Source organism: Bradyrhizobium sp. USDA 4341, from assembly GCF_054063755.1.
On sequence record NZ_JBSSGO010000002.1, the window covers coordinates 6,125,430 to 6,142,443 of the forward strand.

Annotated in this window: 14 protein-coding genes and 1 tRNA gene; 6 read left to right on the forward strand and 9 right to left on the reverse strand. The window is 64.7% G+C overall.

Annotation, left to right across the window (positions count from 1 at the left end; all coding sequences use genetic code 11):
* Positions 1-154: 154 nt before the first annotated feature.
* Genes yidC through rpmH form a run of 3 tightly spaced genes read right to left on the reverse strand, consistent with a single transcriptional unit; the run spans position 155 to position 2,592 of the window.
* Positions 155-2,026 carry a membrane protein insertase YidC gene (yidC, locus tag ACVIGB_RS35080; protein WP_456719224.1) on the reverse strand — a complete coding sequence of 624 codons (1,872 nt, stop codon included), beginning with the start codon at positions 2,024-2,026 and terminating at the stop codon, positions 155-157.
* Between the two features lie 3 nt (positions 2,027-2,029).
* Positions 2,030-2,425: a ribonuclease P protein component gene (gene rnpA / locus ACVIGB_RS35085; RefSeq protein ID WP_092122659.1), complete on the reverse strand. Its 396-nt coding sequence runs from the start codon at positions 2,423-2,425 to the stop codon at positions 2,030-2,032.
* 32 nt (positions 2,426-2,457) lie between these two features.
* On the reverse strand, positions 2,458-2,592 hold the full coding sequence (gene rpmH / locus ACVIGB_RS35090; RefSeq protein ID WP_008542748.1) for a 50S ribosomal protein L34: 135 nt from the start codon (positions 2,590-2,592) through the stop codon (positions 2,458-2,460).
* 364 nt (positions 2,593-2,956) lie between these two features.
* On the opposite strand from rpmH, the gene ACVIGB_RS35095 reads away from it, so the two are divergent.
* Together ACVIGB_RS35095 and ACVIGB_RS35100 are read left to right on the forward strand one after the other, a co-directional pair.
* On the forward strand, positions 2,957-4,435 hold the full coding sequence (locus tag ACVIGB_RS35095; protein WP_176534089.1) for a sensor histidine kinase: 1,479 nt from the start codon (positions 2,957-2,959) through the stop codon (positions 4,433-4,435).
* Positions 4,436-4,587: 152 nt separating this feature from the next.
* Positions 4,588-4,664, forward strand: a tRNA-Arg gene (locus ACVIGB_RS35100).
* A gap of 553 nt (positions 4,665-5,217) precedes the next feature.
* Here ACVIGB_RS35100 and ACVIGB_RS35105 read toward each other — a convergent pair.
* The 6 genes from ACVIGB_RS35105 to ACVIGB_RS35130 form a co-directional block, all read right to left on the reverse strand.
* A complete protein-coding gene (locus tag ACVIGB_RS35105) occupies positions 5,218-6,714 on the reverse strand; it encodes a sugar ABC transporter ATP-binding protein (protein WP_456719223.1) in 1,497 nt (498 codons plus the stop codon).
* Positions 6,711-7,808 carry a hypothetical protein gene (locus ACVIGB_RS35110; RefSeq protein ID WP_456719222.1) on the reverse strand — a complete coding sequence of 366 codons (1,098 nt, stop codon included), beginning with the start codon at positions 7,806-7,808 and terminating at the stop codon, positions 6,711-6,713. The genes ACVIGB_RS35105 and ACVIGB_RS35110 overlap by 4 nt, the downstream gene beginning before the upstream one ends.
* Entirely contained in the window at positions 7,805-9,928 is a 2,124-nt protein-coding gene (locus ACVIGB_RS35115) for an ABC transporter permease (protein ID WP_456719221.1), read from the reverse strand. Before ACVIGB_RS35115 ends, ACVIGB_RS35110 begins: the two co-directional genes overlap by 4 nt.
* 78 nt (positions 9,929-10,006) lie before the next feature.
* The gene (locus ACVIGB_RS35120; RefSeq protein ID WP_092122674.1) at positions 10,007-11,023 is read right to left on the reverse strand and encodes a sugar ABC transporter substrate-binding protein; all 1,017 of its coding nucleotides are present in this window, start codon (positions 11,021-11,023) and stop codon (positions 10,007-10,009) included.
* Between the two features lie 40 nt (positions 11,024-11,063).
* Positions 11,064-12,035 (reverse strand): ABC transporter permease, encoded by a 972-nt coding sequence (locus ACVIGB_RS35125; protein WP_207833677.1) that lies wholly within the window; start codon positions 12,033-12,035, stop codon positions 11,064-11,066.
* Positions 12,036-12,053: 18 nt separating this feature from the next.
* Positions 12,054-12,761, reverse strand: a complete 708-nt coding sequence (locus tag ACVIGB_RS35130; RefSeq protein ID WP_456725002.1) for a TetR/AcrR family transcriptional regulator — start codon at positions 12,759-12,761, stop codon at positions 12,054-12,056.
* Positions 12,762-13,179: 418 nt separating this feature from the next.
* Here ACVIGB_RS35130 and ACVIGB_RS35135 point away from each other — a divergent pair, with 418 nt between their 5' ends.
* The 4 genes from ACVIGB_RS35135 (at position 13,180) to ACVIGB_RS35150 (ending at position 16,868) form a co-directional block, all read left to right on the forward strand.
* Positions 13,180-13,950, forward strand: coding sequence for an STN domain-containing protein (locus ACVIGB_RS35135; protein WP_456719220.1), 771 nt, complete (start codon positions 13,180-13,182; stop codon positions 13,948-13,950).
* Complete coding sequence (locus ACVIGB_RS35140; protein ID WP_456719219.1) at positions 13,947-14,675, forward strand: TonB family protein; 729 nt, start codon at positions 13,947-13,949, stop codon at positions 14,673-14,675. The genes ACVIGB_RS35135 and ACVIGB_RS35140 overlap by 4 nt, the downstream gene beginning before the upstream one ends.
* A gap of 200 nt (positions 14,676-14,875) precedes the next feature.
* On the forward strand, positions 14,876-15,418 hold the full coding sequence (locus tag ACVIGB_RS35145; protein WP_229171442.1) for an RNA polymerase sigma factor: 543 nt from the start codon (positions 14,876-14,878) through the stop codon (positions 15,416-15,418).
* Positions 15,419-15,881: 463 nt separating this feature from the next.
* A complete protein-coding gene (locus ACVIGB_RS35150) occupies positions 15,882-16,868 on the forward strand; it encodes a FecR family protein (RefSeq protein ID WP_456749256.1) in 987 nt (328 codons plus the stop codon).
* Positions 16,869-17,014: the final 146 nt, after the last annotated feature.

Sequence of the window (17,014 nt, forward strand, 5' to 3'; positions counted from 1 at the left end):
AGGATCCCATTTCATCGTGGCCGGGCGAAAGCCCGAAGCGCAGCTTTGGCGTAAGACGACCCGGCCATCCGCGTCAACGTTTTGCTGGCCGCCAAATATGTCGATGCCCGGCACAAGGCCGGGCATGACGCAGTGATAGAGCGGGCGCAGGAAGCTATGTCGGCTTCTTGGCGAAGGTCGACTTCAGATTGTCGAATAACTCCACCTTGACGCCGTTCTTGCGCATGATGAAGCTCTGCTGCAGCACCGAGAGCGTGTTGTTCCAGGCCCAGTAGATCACGAGACCCGCCGGGAAGCCGGCCAGCATGAAGGTGAAGATCAGCGGCATCCAGTCGAAGATCATCTTCTGGGTCGGATCCGGCGGCGCCGGGTTGAGCTTCATCTGCACCCACATCGTGATGCCCATGATGATCGGCCAGATGCCCATCACCAGATAGGCGCCGAAATGCGGTCCGAGCAGCGCGATCGGATCGAACGGGATCAGCCCGAACAGCGTGAACAGATTGGTCGGATCGGGTGCCGAGAGGTCCTTGATCCAGCCGAAGAACGGCGCGTGCCGCATTTCGATGGTGATGAACAGCACCTTGTAGAGCGAGAAGAACACCGGGATCTGCAAGGCGACGGGAAGACAACCGGCGATCGGGTTGATCTTCTCCTTCTTGTAGATCTCCATCATCTCCTGCTGCTGCTTCACGCGGTCGTCAGGATAGCGCTCCTTCAGCGCGGCCAGCTGCGGCTGCACCGACTTCATCTTCGCCATCGAGGCGTAGGACTTGTTGGCGAGCGGGAAGAACAGCAGCTTCACGATCACGGTCACCAAGAGGATCGCGATGCCGAAATTGCCGACCAGGCGATAGAACCAGTCGAGCGCCAGGAACATCGGCTTGGTGATGAAGTAGAAGTGGCCCCAGTCGATCAGGAGATCGAAATGGTTGAGGCCGAGCTGCTTGTTGTAGCCGCCGAAGCCGACCAGCGGGAAGTTGAGGCCGACCGTGGCGGCCTCCTTCGCGCCGGCGAACAGCCGCGCATTGGCAACGCCGGTGCCGCCGATCGGAATGGTCTGCGCGCCGAGCATGTAGTCGGCCTGATAGCGCTTGTCGCCGGTGGTGAAGCGGGCGGTGTCCAGCGTCGCATTGGTTTCCGGCAGCAGCGCGGTCGCCCAGTATTTGTCGGTGATGCCGAGCCAGCCGTCGGTGACCTTCGAGAACACGACGCCGCGCGAATTTCCGCCGGTCGGGGTCTTGGCCTCGTCGAGGTTCTTGTAGGTGTATTCCTGCAGGCCCTGTTCGCCGAGATAACCGATCGGGCCTTCGTGCAGGATCGCGTAGCCGGAGACCGGCGGCTTGCCGCCGCGCGAGATCAGGCCGAACGGATACAACGTCACCGGCGCGCTGCCGAGATTGTTGACCTCATCCTTGATGCTGAAGAGGTAGCGATCGTCGATCGAGATGGTGCGGCGGAAGGTCAGGCCCTGGCCGTTGTCGTATTTCAGCGTCACCGGGGTGCTTGGCGAGAGGCTGTTCGAACCCTCCTGCTGCCAGACGGTTTCGGCGTTCGGCGTCTTCACCGACGAGCCGTTGGCGGTCAGCCACAGGAACTCGGCATAATAAGGCTCGGCGGTGCCCGACGGCGACAGCAGCACGACGGCCGGAGATGTGGGGTCGACCGTCTCGCGGAACTGGACCAGCGCCAGATCGTCGATCCGGGCGCCCTTCAGCGCGATGCTGCCGATGACGCGCGGGCTCTCGATCTTGATGCGCGGGCCGGCCGCGAGCACCGTCTCGCGGCTCGCCACCGGAGCGTCGGCGCCGGGCGCGGCCGCTGTCGGTGACGGCGTCGCGGAGCTTCCGGGAGCGGCGCCGGGAGCAGCACCAGGGGTCGCCTGCGGTGCCGGCTTCAACAGCTCGGCCTGGCGCTGCGCCTCGCGCTGCTTCTCCATCTGCGGCACGTTATAGAAATATTGCCAGGCGATCAGGACGAGGCCCGACAGAATGACGGCGATGATCGTGTTGCGGTTGTCGGACATCTCTTAGGGTCTCGTCATTCCATTCGGATTGGGAGCGCTCTTGTTACCCGCCTTGTTGGTACCCGCCTTTGGCGCAGGCCGGTCGAGGCGGCGCAGCGCCGACCGCAGGTCGTCAATCATGGTCGCAAAGTCGCGGGTCAGCGCGTCACGACGGCCGACTAGCACATAATCATGGTGCGGCCGCATGAATACGGCATCGACCCGTCTTATCACTTCGCGAAGCCGGCGGCGGATGCGGTTGCGCTCGGTCGCGGTGCCGTTCTTCTTGGTGACGGTATAGCCGACGCGGATCGGGCCCTGATCGTCGCGACGGCGGCCCTGCAGCACAAAAGCTGTGGTATTCGCCCGTGCGCCATTGGCAACGGCGAGGAAATCCGCCCGCTGCCTCAGCCGATCCATAATGGGTATCTCCGGAGAGGAGACGTCCGGGCTCAGGCGCTCAGGCGCTTGCGGCCGCGCGCACGGCGCGCAGCGAGGACCTTGCGGCCGCCGGCCGTGGCGAGACGGGCGCGGAAGCCGTGACGGCGCTTGCGCACCAGTTTGCTGGGTTGATAAGTCCGCTTCACGGGTAATTCTCCGCTGACCGGGCAATTTGCCGTTGTATTGAGATGGAGTCCGATGATGCTGGCAGGCCCAAGCGAGCCGATGACGGCCCCAAATGAGCCGCCCCCGGTCAAGAACCGGGCCATCGCGGACAGTTGGCGCGGCTTATAAGGGAGCGCCCTGTTTTCGTCAATGTCACAGGGCGTCGCAACGAGGCTTCTTTGAAACGTCGCAATTGGGGCGAATATAACTGTTTTCGCGGGGTTTTTGCCGGTGAGGAGCGCTTTGGGGCGTTCGGGGAACCGCCGACATTAGCGATCCGTAATTTGACCGGCTTGGGGGCCGGGCCCCATCTTCCGACCCCTAAGCCCAACAAGGCCTTATCTTGTGGCTCTAACTGACGATCAGGCGACCGCGCAGAAGCAGCGGCCCAAGCCGCCCCTTCGGCTCGGGCTGTCGGGCAAGCTTTTGCTGCTGACGATTCCGCTGGTGATGATCGCCGGGCTCCTGATCTACGTGCCGGCCATCGCCAACTTCCGGATGAACCGGCTCAATGACCGCCTGGCCGCCGCCAACACCGCGGCGCTGGTGCTCGATGCCGCCCCGTCCGGCCTGGTGCCGGATTCGCTGGCGCGGCAGATCCTGACCAGCATCGGCGCCCGCGCCGTCGCCATCAAGCTCGGCCAGCAGCGCCGCCTGCTCGCCAGCGCTGACCTGCCGGCCGCGATCGACCATGATGTCGACATGCGGGCCATGACGGTATGGTCGGCGATCGTCGATGCCTTCGAGATCATGCTCGAGCACGGTGACCAGACCATCCGCGTGGTCGGGCCCGCGCCGGGCCAGGCGCAATTCATCGAGGTCGTGATCGACGAGAAACCGCTGCGGCAGGCGATGTACCGCTTCTCGCGCAACGTTCTGGTGGTCGCGCTCCTGATCGCCGGCCTGACCGCCGGCCTGGTCTATCTGGCGCTGCATTATCTGTTCGTCCGCCCGATGCGGCGGCTGACCGCGAGCCTGGTCGGCTTCCACGAGAATCCGGAGAGTTCGGCGCGAATCATCGTGCCCAGCCAGCGCGGCGACGAGATCGGCGTTGCCGAGCGCGAGCTGTCGGACATGCAGCGCGACCTCGTCTCGATGCTGCATCAGAAGAGCCGGCTTGCCGCGCTCGGGCTCGCCGTCTCCAAGATCAATCACGACCTGCGCAATCTGCTGGCGTCCTCGCAACTGCTGTCGGACCAGCTCGCCAGCGTGCCCGATCCGCGGGTGCAGCGCTTCGCGCCGAAACTGCTGCGCTCGCTGGAGCGCGCCATCGCCTTTTGCCAGTCGACATTGTCCTATGGCCGCGCCCAGGAGGCGGCACCCGACCGCCGCGTCATCATGGTGGAGCCTGCGGTTGCCGAGGTGCGCGAGTCTGCCGGGCTTGCGACCGATGTCTCGATCACCTGGATCAGCGCGATCGAGCGCGGCCTCACCATCGACGCCGATCCGGACCAGCTGTTCCGCGTGCTGCTCAACCTGGTGCGCAACGCGACGCAGGCCCTGGAAAGCCGGCAGGACAGCGATGGCGGTGCCCAGCAGATCCGCATCACCGGCCGCCGCGAGGGGACGGTTGCGATCATCGAGGTCTCCGATACCGGCCCCGGCGTTCCGGCCAAGGCGCGCGAGCATCTGTTCGAGGCGTTCCAGACCTCCGGCCGCCCCGGCGGCAGCGGACTGGGCCTTGCGATCGCCGCCGAGCTGATCCGCGCCCATGGCGGCCATATCCATCTGGTCGAGGGCACCATCGGTGCCACGTTCCAGATCTCGATCCCGGATCGCCCGGTGGAACTGCTGTCGGTCCGCAGTGAGCGGGCGAGGGCCTGAGGCCATTCCGGCAACCCTGCGCGGCTAAAACCTCGGCCGAAATTGGCGCTTGCAGACCTTGCCAACCGGACCGGGAGCCTGTAGCTAGAGCGCTCTTTCGCGACGCTCCGGGGCTCCTGGAGCCGTGCGGGCTTAAGCCCACCTGCGAAAATGCGCCCGTAGCTCAGCTGGATAGAGCATCAGACTACGAATCTGAGGGTCGGACGTTCGAATCGTTCCGGGCGCGCCATTTTCTGATTGCAGCAAAATCCCGACCGGCGTCGCGCTCAGGATGGATGAGACGGCAATTTCGATGCGGAAGCACTGCCACGTTGTTCGATCAACGGAAAGCCAAGGCGCAATCCGGCACTGGCCGAAGTGAACCACCATCAGTTCCTTGGCTGTCGGGCGGTACGACCGGTGTCCTTGTTTCCATTTGTTTCCCCGGTCGATAGCAGTTTCGCGGCGTCGCTACCCTAGATGCACTGGCCCCGATTTCACCGGCGTACGTCGCTGGCAGCCGCAGAGCAGGGCAGCAGTACCGGGATGAGCGGAGCCGGCATCCGCTGCGCATTGCTCGCTGTCCCGACGCGCTTCATGACTCGCGGCAACGTGGTGCCCGGACGGCTGCTCGGCGTCTTCATGACGGACGCCAACAAGGAGGCCGCCGGCGCGGCGCACCTGATCCTTGCGCTGCGGCCCAAACGTGCTGATTCCTCCTTTTGCGACAGCGCCTCGCCGACCAGCGCCAATCATCTGCCATCGGCGTGGCGCGCCCGCCGTGACGGATGCCAATTGCGGCATCAATGGATCGCCGCATACATGATCTTCTCCTCGGTCGCCTCGACCGCGGAGAATTCCTCGACCACCTTGCCCTGGCGCGAGACCAGGATGCGGTCGGAGAGGGCCATGATCTCGGGCAGATAGGATGAGATCACCACCACCGCCTTGCCTTCGTCGGCGAGCTGGTTGATCAGCTCGTGGATCTCGACAATGGCGCCGACGTCGACGCCGCGGGTCGGCTCGTCGAAGATGATCAGCTCGGGCTCCTGCACCAGTGACTTGGCGATCACCACCTTCTGCTGGTTGCCGCCTGAAAGCTCGACCACCCTGGCTTCGTCGCCGATTGCGCGGACCTTCAGCCGCTGGGTCCAGGTCTTGCCCACCGTGTTGGTCTCGCGCCGCGACAGCATCATGCGGCCGCCTGGAAACTTCGAGAGCAGGCCGAGATAGATGTTGCGGGCGATCGAGGCGGTCTCGAAGAAGCCCTCGACCTTGCGATCCTCGGTGACATAGGCGATGCCGGCCTTCACCGCCGGCGCCGGGACCCGGTAGCGCACCGGCTTGTCGTGCAGCAGGATCTCGCCGCCATGGAAGAAGTCGCGCTTCAGCACGCCGGATACGATCTTGAAGGTCTCGGTGCGGCCTGCGCCGACCAGGCCGAACACGCCGGTGATCTGCCCGGCAAACACCGACAGCGAATTGTTCTTCACCATCGGCGCCATCTTGAGGTTCTGCACCGTGAGCACGCGCGCGCCGGCGGGCCGGACGCTGGCCTTCCTGGCGCCATACAGCGTGTTGGAGAGGTCGCGTCCGACCATCGCCTGCACGATCGCGGCGCGGTCGAACTTCGCCGCATCGTCGGTGACGACGTGCTTGCCGTCGCGCAGCACGGTGATCCGGTCGGCGAGCAGCAAGGCCTCTTCCAGCGCATGCGAGATGAAGATGATCGAGACGCCGCGTTTCTTGAGGTCACGGACGAGGTCGAAGAAATACTTCTTCTCTTCCGGCGTCAGCGATGCGGTTGGCTCGTCGAAGATGATGACCTTGGCCTTGTGCAGGACCGCGCGCGCGATCTCCACCATCTGCTTCTTGGCCGCGCCGAGCCCGCTCACGGTCGCGGTCGGCGTCACGTCGAAATTCAGCGACTGCAGGAATTGCTGGGCGGCGATGTAGATGCCGCGCAGCCGGTTGTAGAACTTCTCCTGCCCGAGAAACAGGTTCTGCGCCACGGTCATGGTCGGCACCAGGCTGTTCTCCTGGAACACCATGGCGATGCCGAGATTGCGGGCCTCGAGCGGCGTGCGCGGCGCGACGTCGGAGCCGTCGACCGTCATGCTGCCCGACGTCAATGTCACGACGCCGGCCATCACCTTGGTCAGCGTCGACTTGCCGGCGCCGTTCTCGCCGACCAGCGCGTGGATCTCGCCGCGGCGCAGGTCGAAGTCGACGCCCTCGATGGCGGGCACGCCGGCGTAGAGCTTGGTGGCCTTGTGCAGGGACAGCACGGTGTCGCTCATGAACCTGTCTCCTCGGCAAGCCCGGCGAGGGGCAGTTTCAGCACGCGGCCCGGTCCCTTGGCGATCAGCACAAGGTCGCTGCCCAGCTCGAGCGCTGCGACGACACCGTGATTGACGCCGTCGACCCGGCTATGCAGCGAATAGAGCGGCTTGCCGTCTTCGCCCAGCCGGATCACGAGGCCGTAGGAACGCGGCGGTGCCCATGGCTTGATGACGCCCATGGTCTTGATGTGCGCGCCCTGCATCGGCTCCTTGAACGAGAAGCCCGAGCGCAGCCGCGGCGCCACCCAATAGGCCGGCTCAATCTCGGCCATCATGCGGCGCCGGTAGCCCGGCTCGCGCAGCACGAATTCGATCAGCTGGGTGCGTGCGGTGAACGCCGTGAGCCAATAGCCGCCGCCCGTGGCCTTCGACAGCCGCGACGGATACACCGGCAGGTGGCCGAGCACGATTTGCGGCGGCCTGCCATCCGCAACAAGCACGAGACGATGCCGCCAGCTCTCGCTGACCAGCACGCCATCGCCGCGCGCACAGGCGCCGAAGGTGTAGCCGAGCTTCGAGGCCAGCGGCTTCACCGATCGGTTCCTGGGATCGAGCCGGAACACGCGGCCGCTCCGGTTGAGCTCCATCAGGTCGCGCGCCCAATCGTCGACGCCGCAACTTGTCGAGCCGTCGGTCGCGATCAAGGCTCCGTCGTCCGCCAGCGTCAGCGCGTTGATCGCATTGAAGGCGGCGTCGCTGAACGTCACGCTTGGCTCGCCCGATGAGGGATTGGCGTAGAGGCGCACCTCGCGGCCGCCGAGCGCGACCGCGATGCCGCCGTCGGCGAGCGCACAGAGCGCGGAAATCGGCTGCTCGAAGCTGCGCAGCTCGGTCGCCGTGCGGCCGTCGAGCCGCAGCAGGCGCCGGCCGTCGGCGACATAAAGGTTGCGGCCGTCGGTTGCGAGATCCTCGAGCGCCTCGCATTCCAGCAAGGTGGTCGCGGCCTCCAGTTTCTGGTTCGGCTTGAGCGCGCCGTCGAACGACGGCACGGTGATGGTGGCCTCGCCGCGGCCGAGAAAGCGGTTGGCGAATTCCCTGACGGCCGCGATCACGACGCTTTCCTCCAACGCTTGTCATACTGCACGAAGTTCGGGTCCGCGTTGGTCAGCTTGTAGCGGCCGATCCGGTTGTTCATGATGCCGCCGAGATAGAGATAGCCGCGATGCTCGCGCATCGAGGTGATCATCGGGTGGTTCTCGCCACGCAGGTCCCAGAACGATTCGAGGATCTTGCCCTGCTCGTTGAACTTGACGACGCAGCCGGTGTTGATGTTCGGGAACAGCCATTCGTCGACCGGGACGCGTTTGGCCATGCGGCGGCGGAAGCCGGGCATCTTCCAGGCGAGGTCGAGCGAGGGGCTGCGCATGCCGACCAGCGCCAGCCAGTAATTGCCGTCGGAGGCGAGATTGATGTTGTCGGGATAGCCCGGCAGATTGTCCATCACCACCTCGACCTGGCCCTTCTTCGGCCCTGCGAACCACAGCCGCTTGATCGAGCAGCCGAAGGTTTCGGCGAACAGGATCGACTGGCCATCGCTGGCGACACAGATGCCGTTGGGGAATTTGAGGCCGCGCAGCGCCGTGTGCGTCGCGCCGGTCTTGGTGTCGTAGCAGATGATGCGGCCGTTGCCGCGGGCCTCGAGGCCGTCGATCGGCCATTCGTCCATCTCGTAGCGCACGGTGGCTTCCGAGAAGAAGATCAGGCCGTCATCGGTGATGTCGAGGTCGTCGGCGAGCCGCAGCCGGCTGTCGTCGTTCACCGAATGCATGCTGCGGTTGGTCTCGTCGGTCGCCTTCTCCACGGTGCCGTCGGGCGTGATCCGGTACAGGCCCATGCCGCCGATGCAGACATAGAGATTGTCCTGCCGGTCGAACGCCATGCCGAGCGGCTGACCGCCGATATGGGCGAACACCTCCATGCGCTGATAGTCGGGCGCGAAGAAGCGCATGATGTCGCCATGGCGCGAGCCGGCGTAGAGATTGTTGTTGCGGTCGAGGATCACGTCCTCCGGCGCCTCGATGCGGCCGAGACCGATCAATTCGACATCGCGCAGCTTGTCGTTCTGCTCGAACGGGCCACCCTGGCCGATCTCGGTGGCCGGGGGCGGCGGCAACGCGTGATAGGTCGGCGCGACATAGACCTTGCTGATGATGCGGGTGCGGTTCTTCTGCCAGCGGATGTCGACCATCGCGGCGATCAGCAGGATGCCTGCGAGCGCCATGCGGTTGATGCCGCCGCGCGCATTGAGCGTGGTCAGGCCGTTGGTGATCAGGAGCACGATCAGCACGCCGACCAGCGATTTGGCGACCGAGCCCTTGCCGCCGCCGAGCGTGATGCCGCCGAGCACGGTCGCGGTCAGCACGATCACCTCGAGGCCGACGCCGATGTCGCCGCCGACGGTGCCGAGCCTGGCTGCGAAGAACAGCGCGGCGATGCTGGTCAGCACACCACTTGCGACGTAACAGAGCGCGATGGTGCGGCGAACCGGAATGCCGGAATTGTAGGCCGAGCGGCGCGAGCCGCCGATCGCGGTGATGTGCCAGCCCGGGCGCAGCCGCGTCATGAAGATATGGCCGAAGATCGCGATCGCGATGTAGACCAGCGCGACGCTCGGAATGCCGAACACGTCGCCGCCGCCGATGAAATTCCAGGACGGGATGTCGGGAAAGGCCGCGGCGATCGAATTGGAGTAGCGCTGGATCAGCAGATCGAACGCCGAACGGTAGATGATCAAGGTGATCAGCGTGGTGATGAAGGCGCGCAGCCTCAAGTAGCCGATCAGGACGCCGTTGACGGCACCGAGCAGTGCGCCGCAGGCGAGGGTGGCGACCACCACCGCAGGCACCGGCCAGTTCAGCACGTCGAGCAGATAGAGCGCGCAGAAATCCGTCAGCGCGAAGATCGAGCCGACCGACAGATCGATGCCGCCGACAATGACCACCAGCGCCATGCCGAGCCCGATGAAGCCGATCTCGCCGGCCTGCCGCGCGGTGTCGGCAAGGCTCGCCGGCGAGAGGAAGTGATCGATGGAGCGGCTGAGCGCGAAGCCGACGATCAAAAGCAGGATCACCGGAATAGCGGTCTCGGTCCAACGCTTGGACAGGATCTCGCCGAGGAGATGATCCGGCCAATAGCGGTAACGCAGGCTCGTCAGGGTATCGCGCATCGGCATTCCAGCAGGGCGTTGGATTTTGGGAGATCGACGTCCCGGGGCGGGGTGCACCCGGGACGTCAAGCGGACGTGGCCGGATTATTTCTTCAGGTCACTGAGATTCCAGCACGCGGTCTGGCTGTCCGCGTTCTCCTTGGTGATCGGAATCAGGGTCGTGTATTCCGAACCCTTGATCGAGCCGGCCTTGGCGCCCGATGACAGCAGCCATTTGATGGTGCCGGCCATCTGCGCGGCCTGGGTCGGCACGTCGTAGCTCAGGTTGAGGTCGAAGGCGCCGGACTTCACGAGCTCGCAGGCGCCCTTGCGCTCGCCGCCGCCGGAGGTCGCGACGAACACCTTGCCGGTCAGGCCGGCCTCCTTCACCGCGGCCGCGGTGCCGATGTCCATGCCGTCCCAGAAGCCGACGATGCCGCAGAGATCGGGATTCTGCTTCAGCACCGTCTGGGTGATCGCCTTGGCCTTTGCCGCATCCCAGTCGGCGGCCTGGCTCGAGACCACCTTGATCTCGGGATGCTTGGCGAGCACGTTCTCGACGCCCTTGAGCGTGTAGGCGCTGGCCGCCGCCGACAGCGCGCCTTGCACGATGGCAATCTTGTTCGACTTGCCCTGGCAGGCCTTGACGACGGCTTCCGTGTCCTTCTCGCCGATCTCGATCCAGTTGGCGCCGACAAAGGCTGAAGAGCGATAGGCCGATCCCATGTTGATCTGGATGACGTAGATGCCTTCGTTCTCGGCGCGCTGCAGCAGCTTGGCGTAGGTCTGCACGTCCGGATTATGGATCACCATCACGGCGGGCTTCTCCGAGATCAGCGAGGTCACCGCCTGCGCGCCGGCATTGGTGTTCCAGTTGGGATCGCGGATCTCGAACTTGACGCCGAGCGGCTCGAGCTCCTTCTTCATGCCGGCGTACCAGCCTTCGGTGAGGTCGAAGTTCATGGCGACCGGAACGTAGGCCACCGTCTTGCCGGCGAGCGCCTCCTTGAACGGCTTCTGGAACGGCTCGTCCAGGCCCTGCTGGGCCAGAGCCGGGGCGGCGATGGCCGCGAGCCCGAGCGCTGCGGCGATCACCTTGGCAGTCCTGACAGCGTATTTCATTGCTTCCTCCTTGGTCGTGATTGATCTTTTTGTAGCTGGTTCAGATGTCGCCCTGCTGTGCCGTTTCTTCGTTGCGCGGATTCAGGAATGAATCCGTGATGACGGCGAGCAGCAGGACGACGCCCTTGACGAGGTTTTGTCCGGCGTAGGAGATGTCCATGATGGTCATGCCGTTCAGCATGGTGCCGATCAGCAGCGTTCCGATGATGACGTTGAGCACGCCGCCGCGGCCGCCCGACAGCCCGATGCCGCCGAGCACGACGACGAGAATGACGTCGTAGATCAGGGTCGAATTGAAGACGCGGGTCGGCATCGAGTTGACCGACGCCGCCATCACCAGGCCTGCAAAGCAGCCGATCAGGGCCGCGACGACATATTGCAGCACGATGATCGGCCGCGAGGGGATGCCGGTGACGCGGGCCGCATAGGGATTGTCGCCGATCGCGTAGATATAGGCGCCCCAGCGCGTCTGGCGCAGCAGGAAGGCGACCACCACGCAGGCGATCGCGAACATCACGATCGAGGTCGGGATACCGAGGATGGTGCCTTGTCCGAGCCGTTCGAAGCCCTGCATGCCGTCGCTCCACTGCACGACGTCGAGCTGAAACAGCGCGGCCTGTCCGAGGCCGGCGAGCAGCAGGCCGGTCGCCAGCGTTGCAAACAGCGAAGGGACCTCGGCGTAGGCGATCAGCCAGCCATTGACCAGGCCGAAGGCGATCGTGAGCAGCACGGCCGTGAGCAGCGAGGCCGGCAGCGAGTGGCCGTTCTGCACCATCTGCAGCACGAGACCCGGAGGCACCGCGAGGGCAGCGATCAGCGAGATGTCGATGCCGCGCCCGATCACGACCAGCGCCATGGCGAGCCCGAGAATGCCGAGCACCGCCACGTTCTGCAGCAGCGTCAGCATGTTCTCCGGCGTCAGAAAGCCGCGCAGGAAAATCGAGAACGCCAGGAAGAGCACGGCGAATACGGCGAAGACGATCTCCTGTTGATTGAACCGCAATCGCTTCATTCCTCGTCCTTCCTGCTGCTATGGCTGCGCCGTCGGCCTGGATCTCGTGCGGGAGCCGGTCGCGACGCGGCTCGGCCGCGTCCTGCCGGCGACCGCGGCGTCGACGAAGGCGCCGACGGCGTTGATGTAGGCCTCGATCGAGGTGCCGCGTCTGCGGTACTTCGCGCGCTTGACGTACCAGTCCTGCAGCAGCGGCTTGATCAGCGAGGCCGTCAGCGTGACCTGGTCGATGGCGAACGCCCCGCTGGCGACGCCTTGTTTGAGGACGTCGGCGATGATCTTCTCGGTCATCACCTCCATCTCGATGGCACGCTGGCGCTCCGCGGGCGGAAACGACTTCGCTTCCATGAAGGAGAACACGAACCAGGGCTGCATCGCCTCGCTCATGCGAACGTGGGTGGCGATGATCCAGTGCAGGTGCTTGCGCGCATCCTGCTTCACGCTGGCGGGCGGTGCGGTGAGGACCTCGGCGGCCGTTTCGGCGACCTCGCCGAGGATCATCGACAGCAGCGTCGGCTTGCTGTCGAAATAGGTATAGAGGCCGCCCATGCTGAGGCCGGAGGCCTCTGCGAGCTGGCGCAGCGTGGTGGCGTGAAAGCCGTGCTTGTTGGACAGCGTGAGCGTCGCGCCGATGATGCGCGTGAGGTTCGGAACGGCGAGATGCGGCTTCTGGACCCGGATGGAATCCCGATGACGTTCGAGAATGCGTGCGCAAAGCACGTCCATCGCGAACGCATTCGTCCCCGGCCGCTGACGCGCGAGACCCACGTTGCCTCCCTGGCTATGTCCCCGGACCATTCATTTGGTTGCCGATCCGGGCCGGGCTTTGCGCCCTTGCTTAATTCCTAGCCCACGAACTGCCGTTCGGAAAAGGGGGATGATCAATTTTTCTGAGAGAGCGCTCGCTCGTTTTTTGGCCCGCGCCGCGTCGCTTGCCTGGAGCTCGCCGCCGCTCCGGCGCTGTTCGGGAACTTTTCGCGCTGAAAGGTCAGCACAAATTCCCGGCACTCCGGCCGATCATGCTGCCGGTTAGACGGCCGTCACATTCCAGATATAAAGAACGCAGGCTCGCTGGCCGGAAGGTCAACCGCACAGACATGCTGGCCGAATTTCACCCACGGTCACTTTGGGCCGAAGCAAGGTTATGACGGCAGTTGGATCATATGGTGCACGCGCGGGCGCTGCGATCGGCGCTGACGCTCCGCGAGCCTCCGCAACGTCGCGGTATCTGTTCGGGATTTGTGCTGCGCTGCTGATCGGCAGCATCTGCGCGGTTGCCGCGCAGCAGCGCGACACGGTCACGGCATCCGCAGCGATCGAATTCAACATCCCGGCCCAGCAGCTTGCGAGCGCGCTGCAGGCTTATGGCGAACGAACCGGCGTTCAGGTGCTCTATGAGAGCAATTCTGCGACGGGACGGAAGTCGACATCGGTCGAAGGCAGCCTCACGCCCGAGGATGCATTGAATGTGCTGCTGACGGGAACCGATCTGAAGGTCCAGTACATTCGTCCAGATGCCATCACGCTTGCTTCGCGCGCCGCGCGCGCCGACCATCCGCCGGCGAGCCCGCTTGCGACCGCGGATCTGTCGCTCGGCACGCTGCAGGTGCGGGCGACCAGTGACGGCAACGATACCGGCGCGCTGCGCGACTACAGCGAAAGCCTGCAGCTCGACCTTCAGAAAGCGTTGCAGAAGAATATCGGGTCTCGCGGCGGCAGCTATCAGCTCGTTGTCGATCTGTGGATCGATCCCTCGCGCACGATCCAGCGAACCCAGCTGTTGCGATCGACCGGCGATCAGAACCGTGATGCCGCCGTGACCGCGGCGCTGCAAGGATTGACCGTCAGCCGAACGACGCCCGCGAATGCGTCGCAGCCGGTGCGGATCGCGATCCGGGTGAAATCGTTCCAATGATTGACAACGACACCAGCGGAGCGGATGGCGTGCGCGGCTTGAGGCCGATGACGCTGCTGTTTCATCCCGAGGATCCGAGCGCGTGGACCTCGGGCGAGGTGTTGCGTCTGCTCCTGGTGCCGGCGATCGCAGCCCTGTTGTTCGTCGGGGGAATCTACTGGATCCGGTTGCAGCCGCCGGCTGGACCGGCAAACCGGGAGCAGAGCTCGATCGTCCAGGTTCGGTTGTTGCCGAGCCCATCGCCTGCGCCGATTCCGGTTGCGCCCGTGTCGCAGCCGCAAACCGCGACCCTCGCAAGCCGGACCGAGGTGTCACTGGAGAGCTCCGATCCGCCGCTCGACAATCTGACCGCGGCCCCGGCGCGGGAGCCGATGCCGGCGGAGCCGGCCGTGCCGAGCCTGCGTCCGACGCCGTCGCCCGCCGATGCGCCGCCCAACAGTGTCGCCGTGAAATTTCAGCAGGCGCTGCTTCGTCACGTGGCACGCTACCAGCGCTATCCGAACGCGGCGCGGCTTGGTCGGCTGCATGGGGCGGTCGAGACGCTGTTCTCCATGCAGCGGGACGGCACCCTGCTCGAAGTCTGGGTCAAGACCAGTTCCGGACAGGCCGTGCTCGACAAGGCTGCGGTCGATGCGATCCGGCGGGCGCAGCCGCTGCCGTTGATCCCGTCGGCGCTGCCCGACCGGCTCAATATTCAGATCACTTTGGTCTTCGACCCGGCCTGATCCGATTGCGCGGCCCGTTCAGCTTCGCAAGCGCAAGCGGCAGTTCATTGTTTGGATGTGACCGCGATGCACCAGCTTGCGTGTCGCTCGGTGTCGACTTGTTGCCGTCATAAATGTGTTGTGCGCGGCCGTTACGAGATGGGCAGCTTCAAGAACAATTCAATCTGGATATCGGGCTGGTGTCTGGGAGGCCGCGGAACGTGGCTGAAATCAATCGAGTGCGGCTGCGGGGCCAGCTTGCAGATAACTACGACGGCCTGGTCAAGAAATTGACCCGCCGCCTGGGATCGTCGGACTTCGCCTACGAAGCCCTGCACGAGACGTTCCTGCGGCTGGAGCGGGTCACTGACGCGGTGCCGATCCGCAGCCCCGCCGACTATATCTTCCGTATCGCGATCAATATCGCCCGGGATCGCCAGAAGGCGCAGAATCTCCGCGTCAGCGCGGCCGAAATCGATTCATTGCTCGACGTCAGCGACGACGGACCGAGCCCGGCGCGAATCGTCGAGGCGCGCTCCGATATTGATGCCTTCAAGCGTGCCTTGGCCGAATTACCGGAGCGGCCGCGCGATGTGCTTTATAGTATTACGATCGAGGGACGGACGCCGAGCGATGTGGCAACCCGCCTCGGTGTCAGCGTGCGAACGGTGGAAAGCGATTTGAAGTTGGCTCTGAGCCATTGTGCCGATTGCCTCGACTATACTCTGATCCGTCGTCTCGGCGGTCCTCGTCCCCGTACGTGATCGCATTCGCCGCGGCCGCGACGCGCGCCGTCACGCGGAGCCGGCCGTCGAAATTTGTTGCGGGAACTATTTCCAACAACTGCAGGCGCTTAACCTGAAATCAGGGGGCACAAGCTGCGGGATTTTCAACCTCTGTTCTGCGGGATAGCGGGCTTTCCGTCGTCTATAGGGTAGAGAGCGATCTCATAAGGACCGTTTGGGTGCCTGGGAAAGGTTCGCCGGAAGTGTTGCGCCGCTTGAAAACACGTGCAGACCTGATCGGCCCGGCATGCGATCGCCGCGCGGCCTCCCGGCGCGCGACCTGGAGCAAGCTGCGATTACCGGATGTTTCTGCCTGCGTTGTGCGCAACAGCCGATTGCGGTGCCCTGCTGCCGTCGGAATCGTTTATATAGCGACTTTCGCTATGTGCTCGACGCGATCGGGAGGTTGAGGTTTGGCGAGCAGGGTGATGAGCGATCCGTCGTGACCGAGCCGACCCGCACTTCCGGGCCCGATCCGTTGCTGGATGAGGCGCTTGACTGGGTTGTTCGGCTGAAAGCCGGCGCGCCGACCCGCGCCGACGTCGACGCGTTGCAACACTGGCGCGCGCAAAGTCCCGACCACGAGGATGCCTTCAGGGCGGCTGCCCGGCTGCTCCGCAGCGCCAGCGCCGCGGCAAAGGAACTCGCCGATGAGCAGGCCGCCGCGGCCCCCGTGGTGGCGTTGACGCCCCGGCCATCACGCCTCTTGACGCGCCGCATCGTGCTCGGCGGTGCGATCGCAGCCGCAGCCGGCTATGTGATGATCCACCCGCCACTCGACATGTGGCCGTCGATCGAGGAGCTCTCGGCCGACTACCGGACCGGAAAGGGCGAACAGCGCAAGGTGATGCTGGCGCCCGACATTTCGGTTGAATTGAACACCCAGACCAGCCTTGCGCTGCGGCCCTCGCCGAACGAGACGCGGGTCGAGTTGATTTCGGGCGAGGCCTCGGTGGTCGCCCGCAGGTCGTCGTCGTCGACGCCGCTGGTGATGCTGGCGCGCGACGGATGCATCAGCGCGCTGCAGGCCGATTTCAACGCGCGCTGCCTCGATGGCGTGGTTTCGGTGACGTGCCTCGACGGCATCGTCACCGTCGAGCAGGACGGCCGTTCCGTACAGCTTCGCAAGGCAGAACAGGTCACCTATTCGCGCGCGGGCCTGCAGGCATCGCTTCCGGTCGACGCCAAGCAGGTCGCGGCCTGGCAGACCGGATTGTTGATCTTCCGCGACCGGCCGCTGGCGAGCGTCGTCGACGAAGTGAACCGGTACCGCGCCGGAAAGATCATCATTACCAACGCGGAACTGAAACGCCGGTTGGTCAACGGCACTTTCCAGGTCGACAAGCTCGACAATTTCGTCGCCCAGGTCGAGCAACTGTTCGGCGCGCGGATCACATCGCTACCCGGCGGTGTGGTGTTGATGAGTTGACCTGGAGCGTTTTCGAGCGAAGCCTGTCCCGCACTTGATGCGGGATGGATACCGGTTCGCGTGAAGCAGACGCATCAAAGAGATATTTAGCCCCATCCGCTGCAATTGGAACGGGGCTAAAGTCGAACGAATCGGCGCCGCGCCGC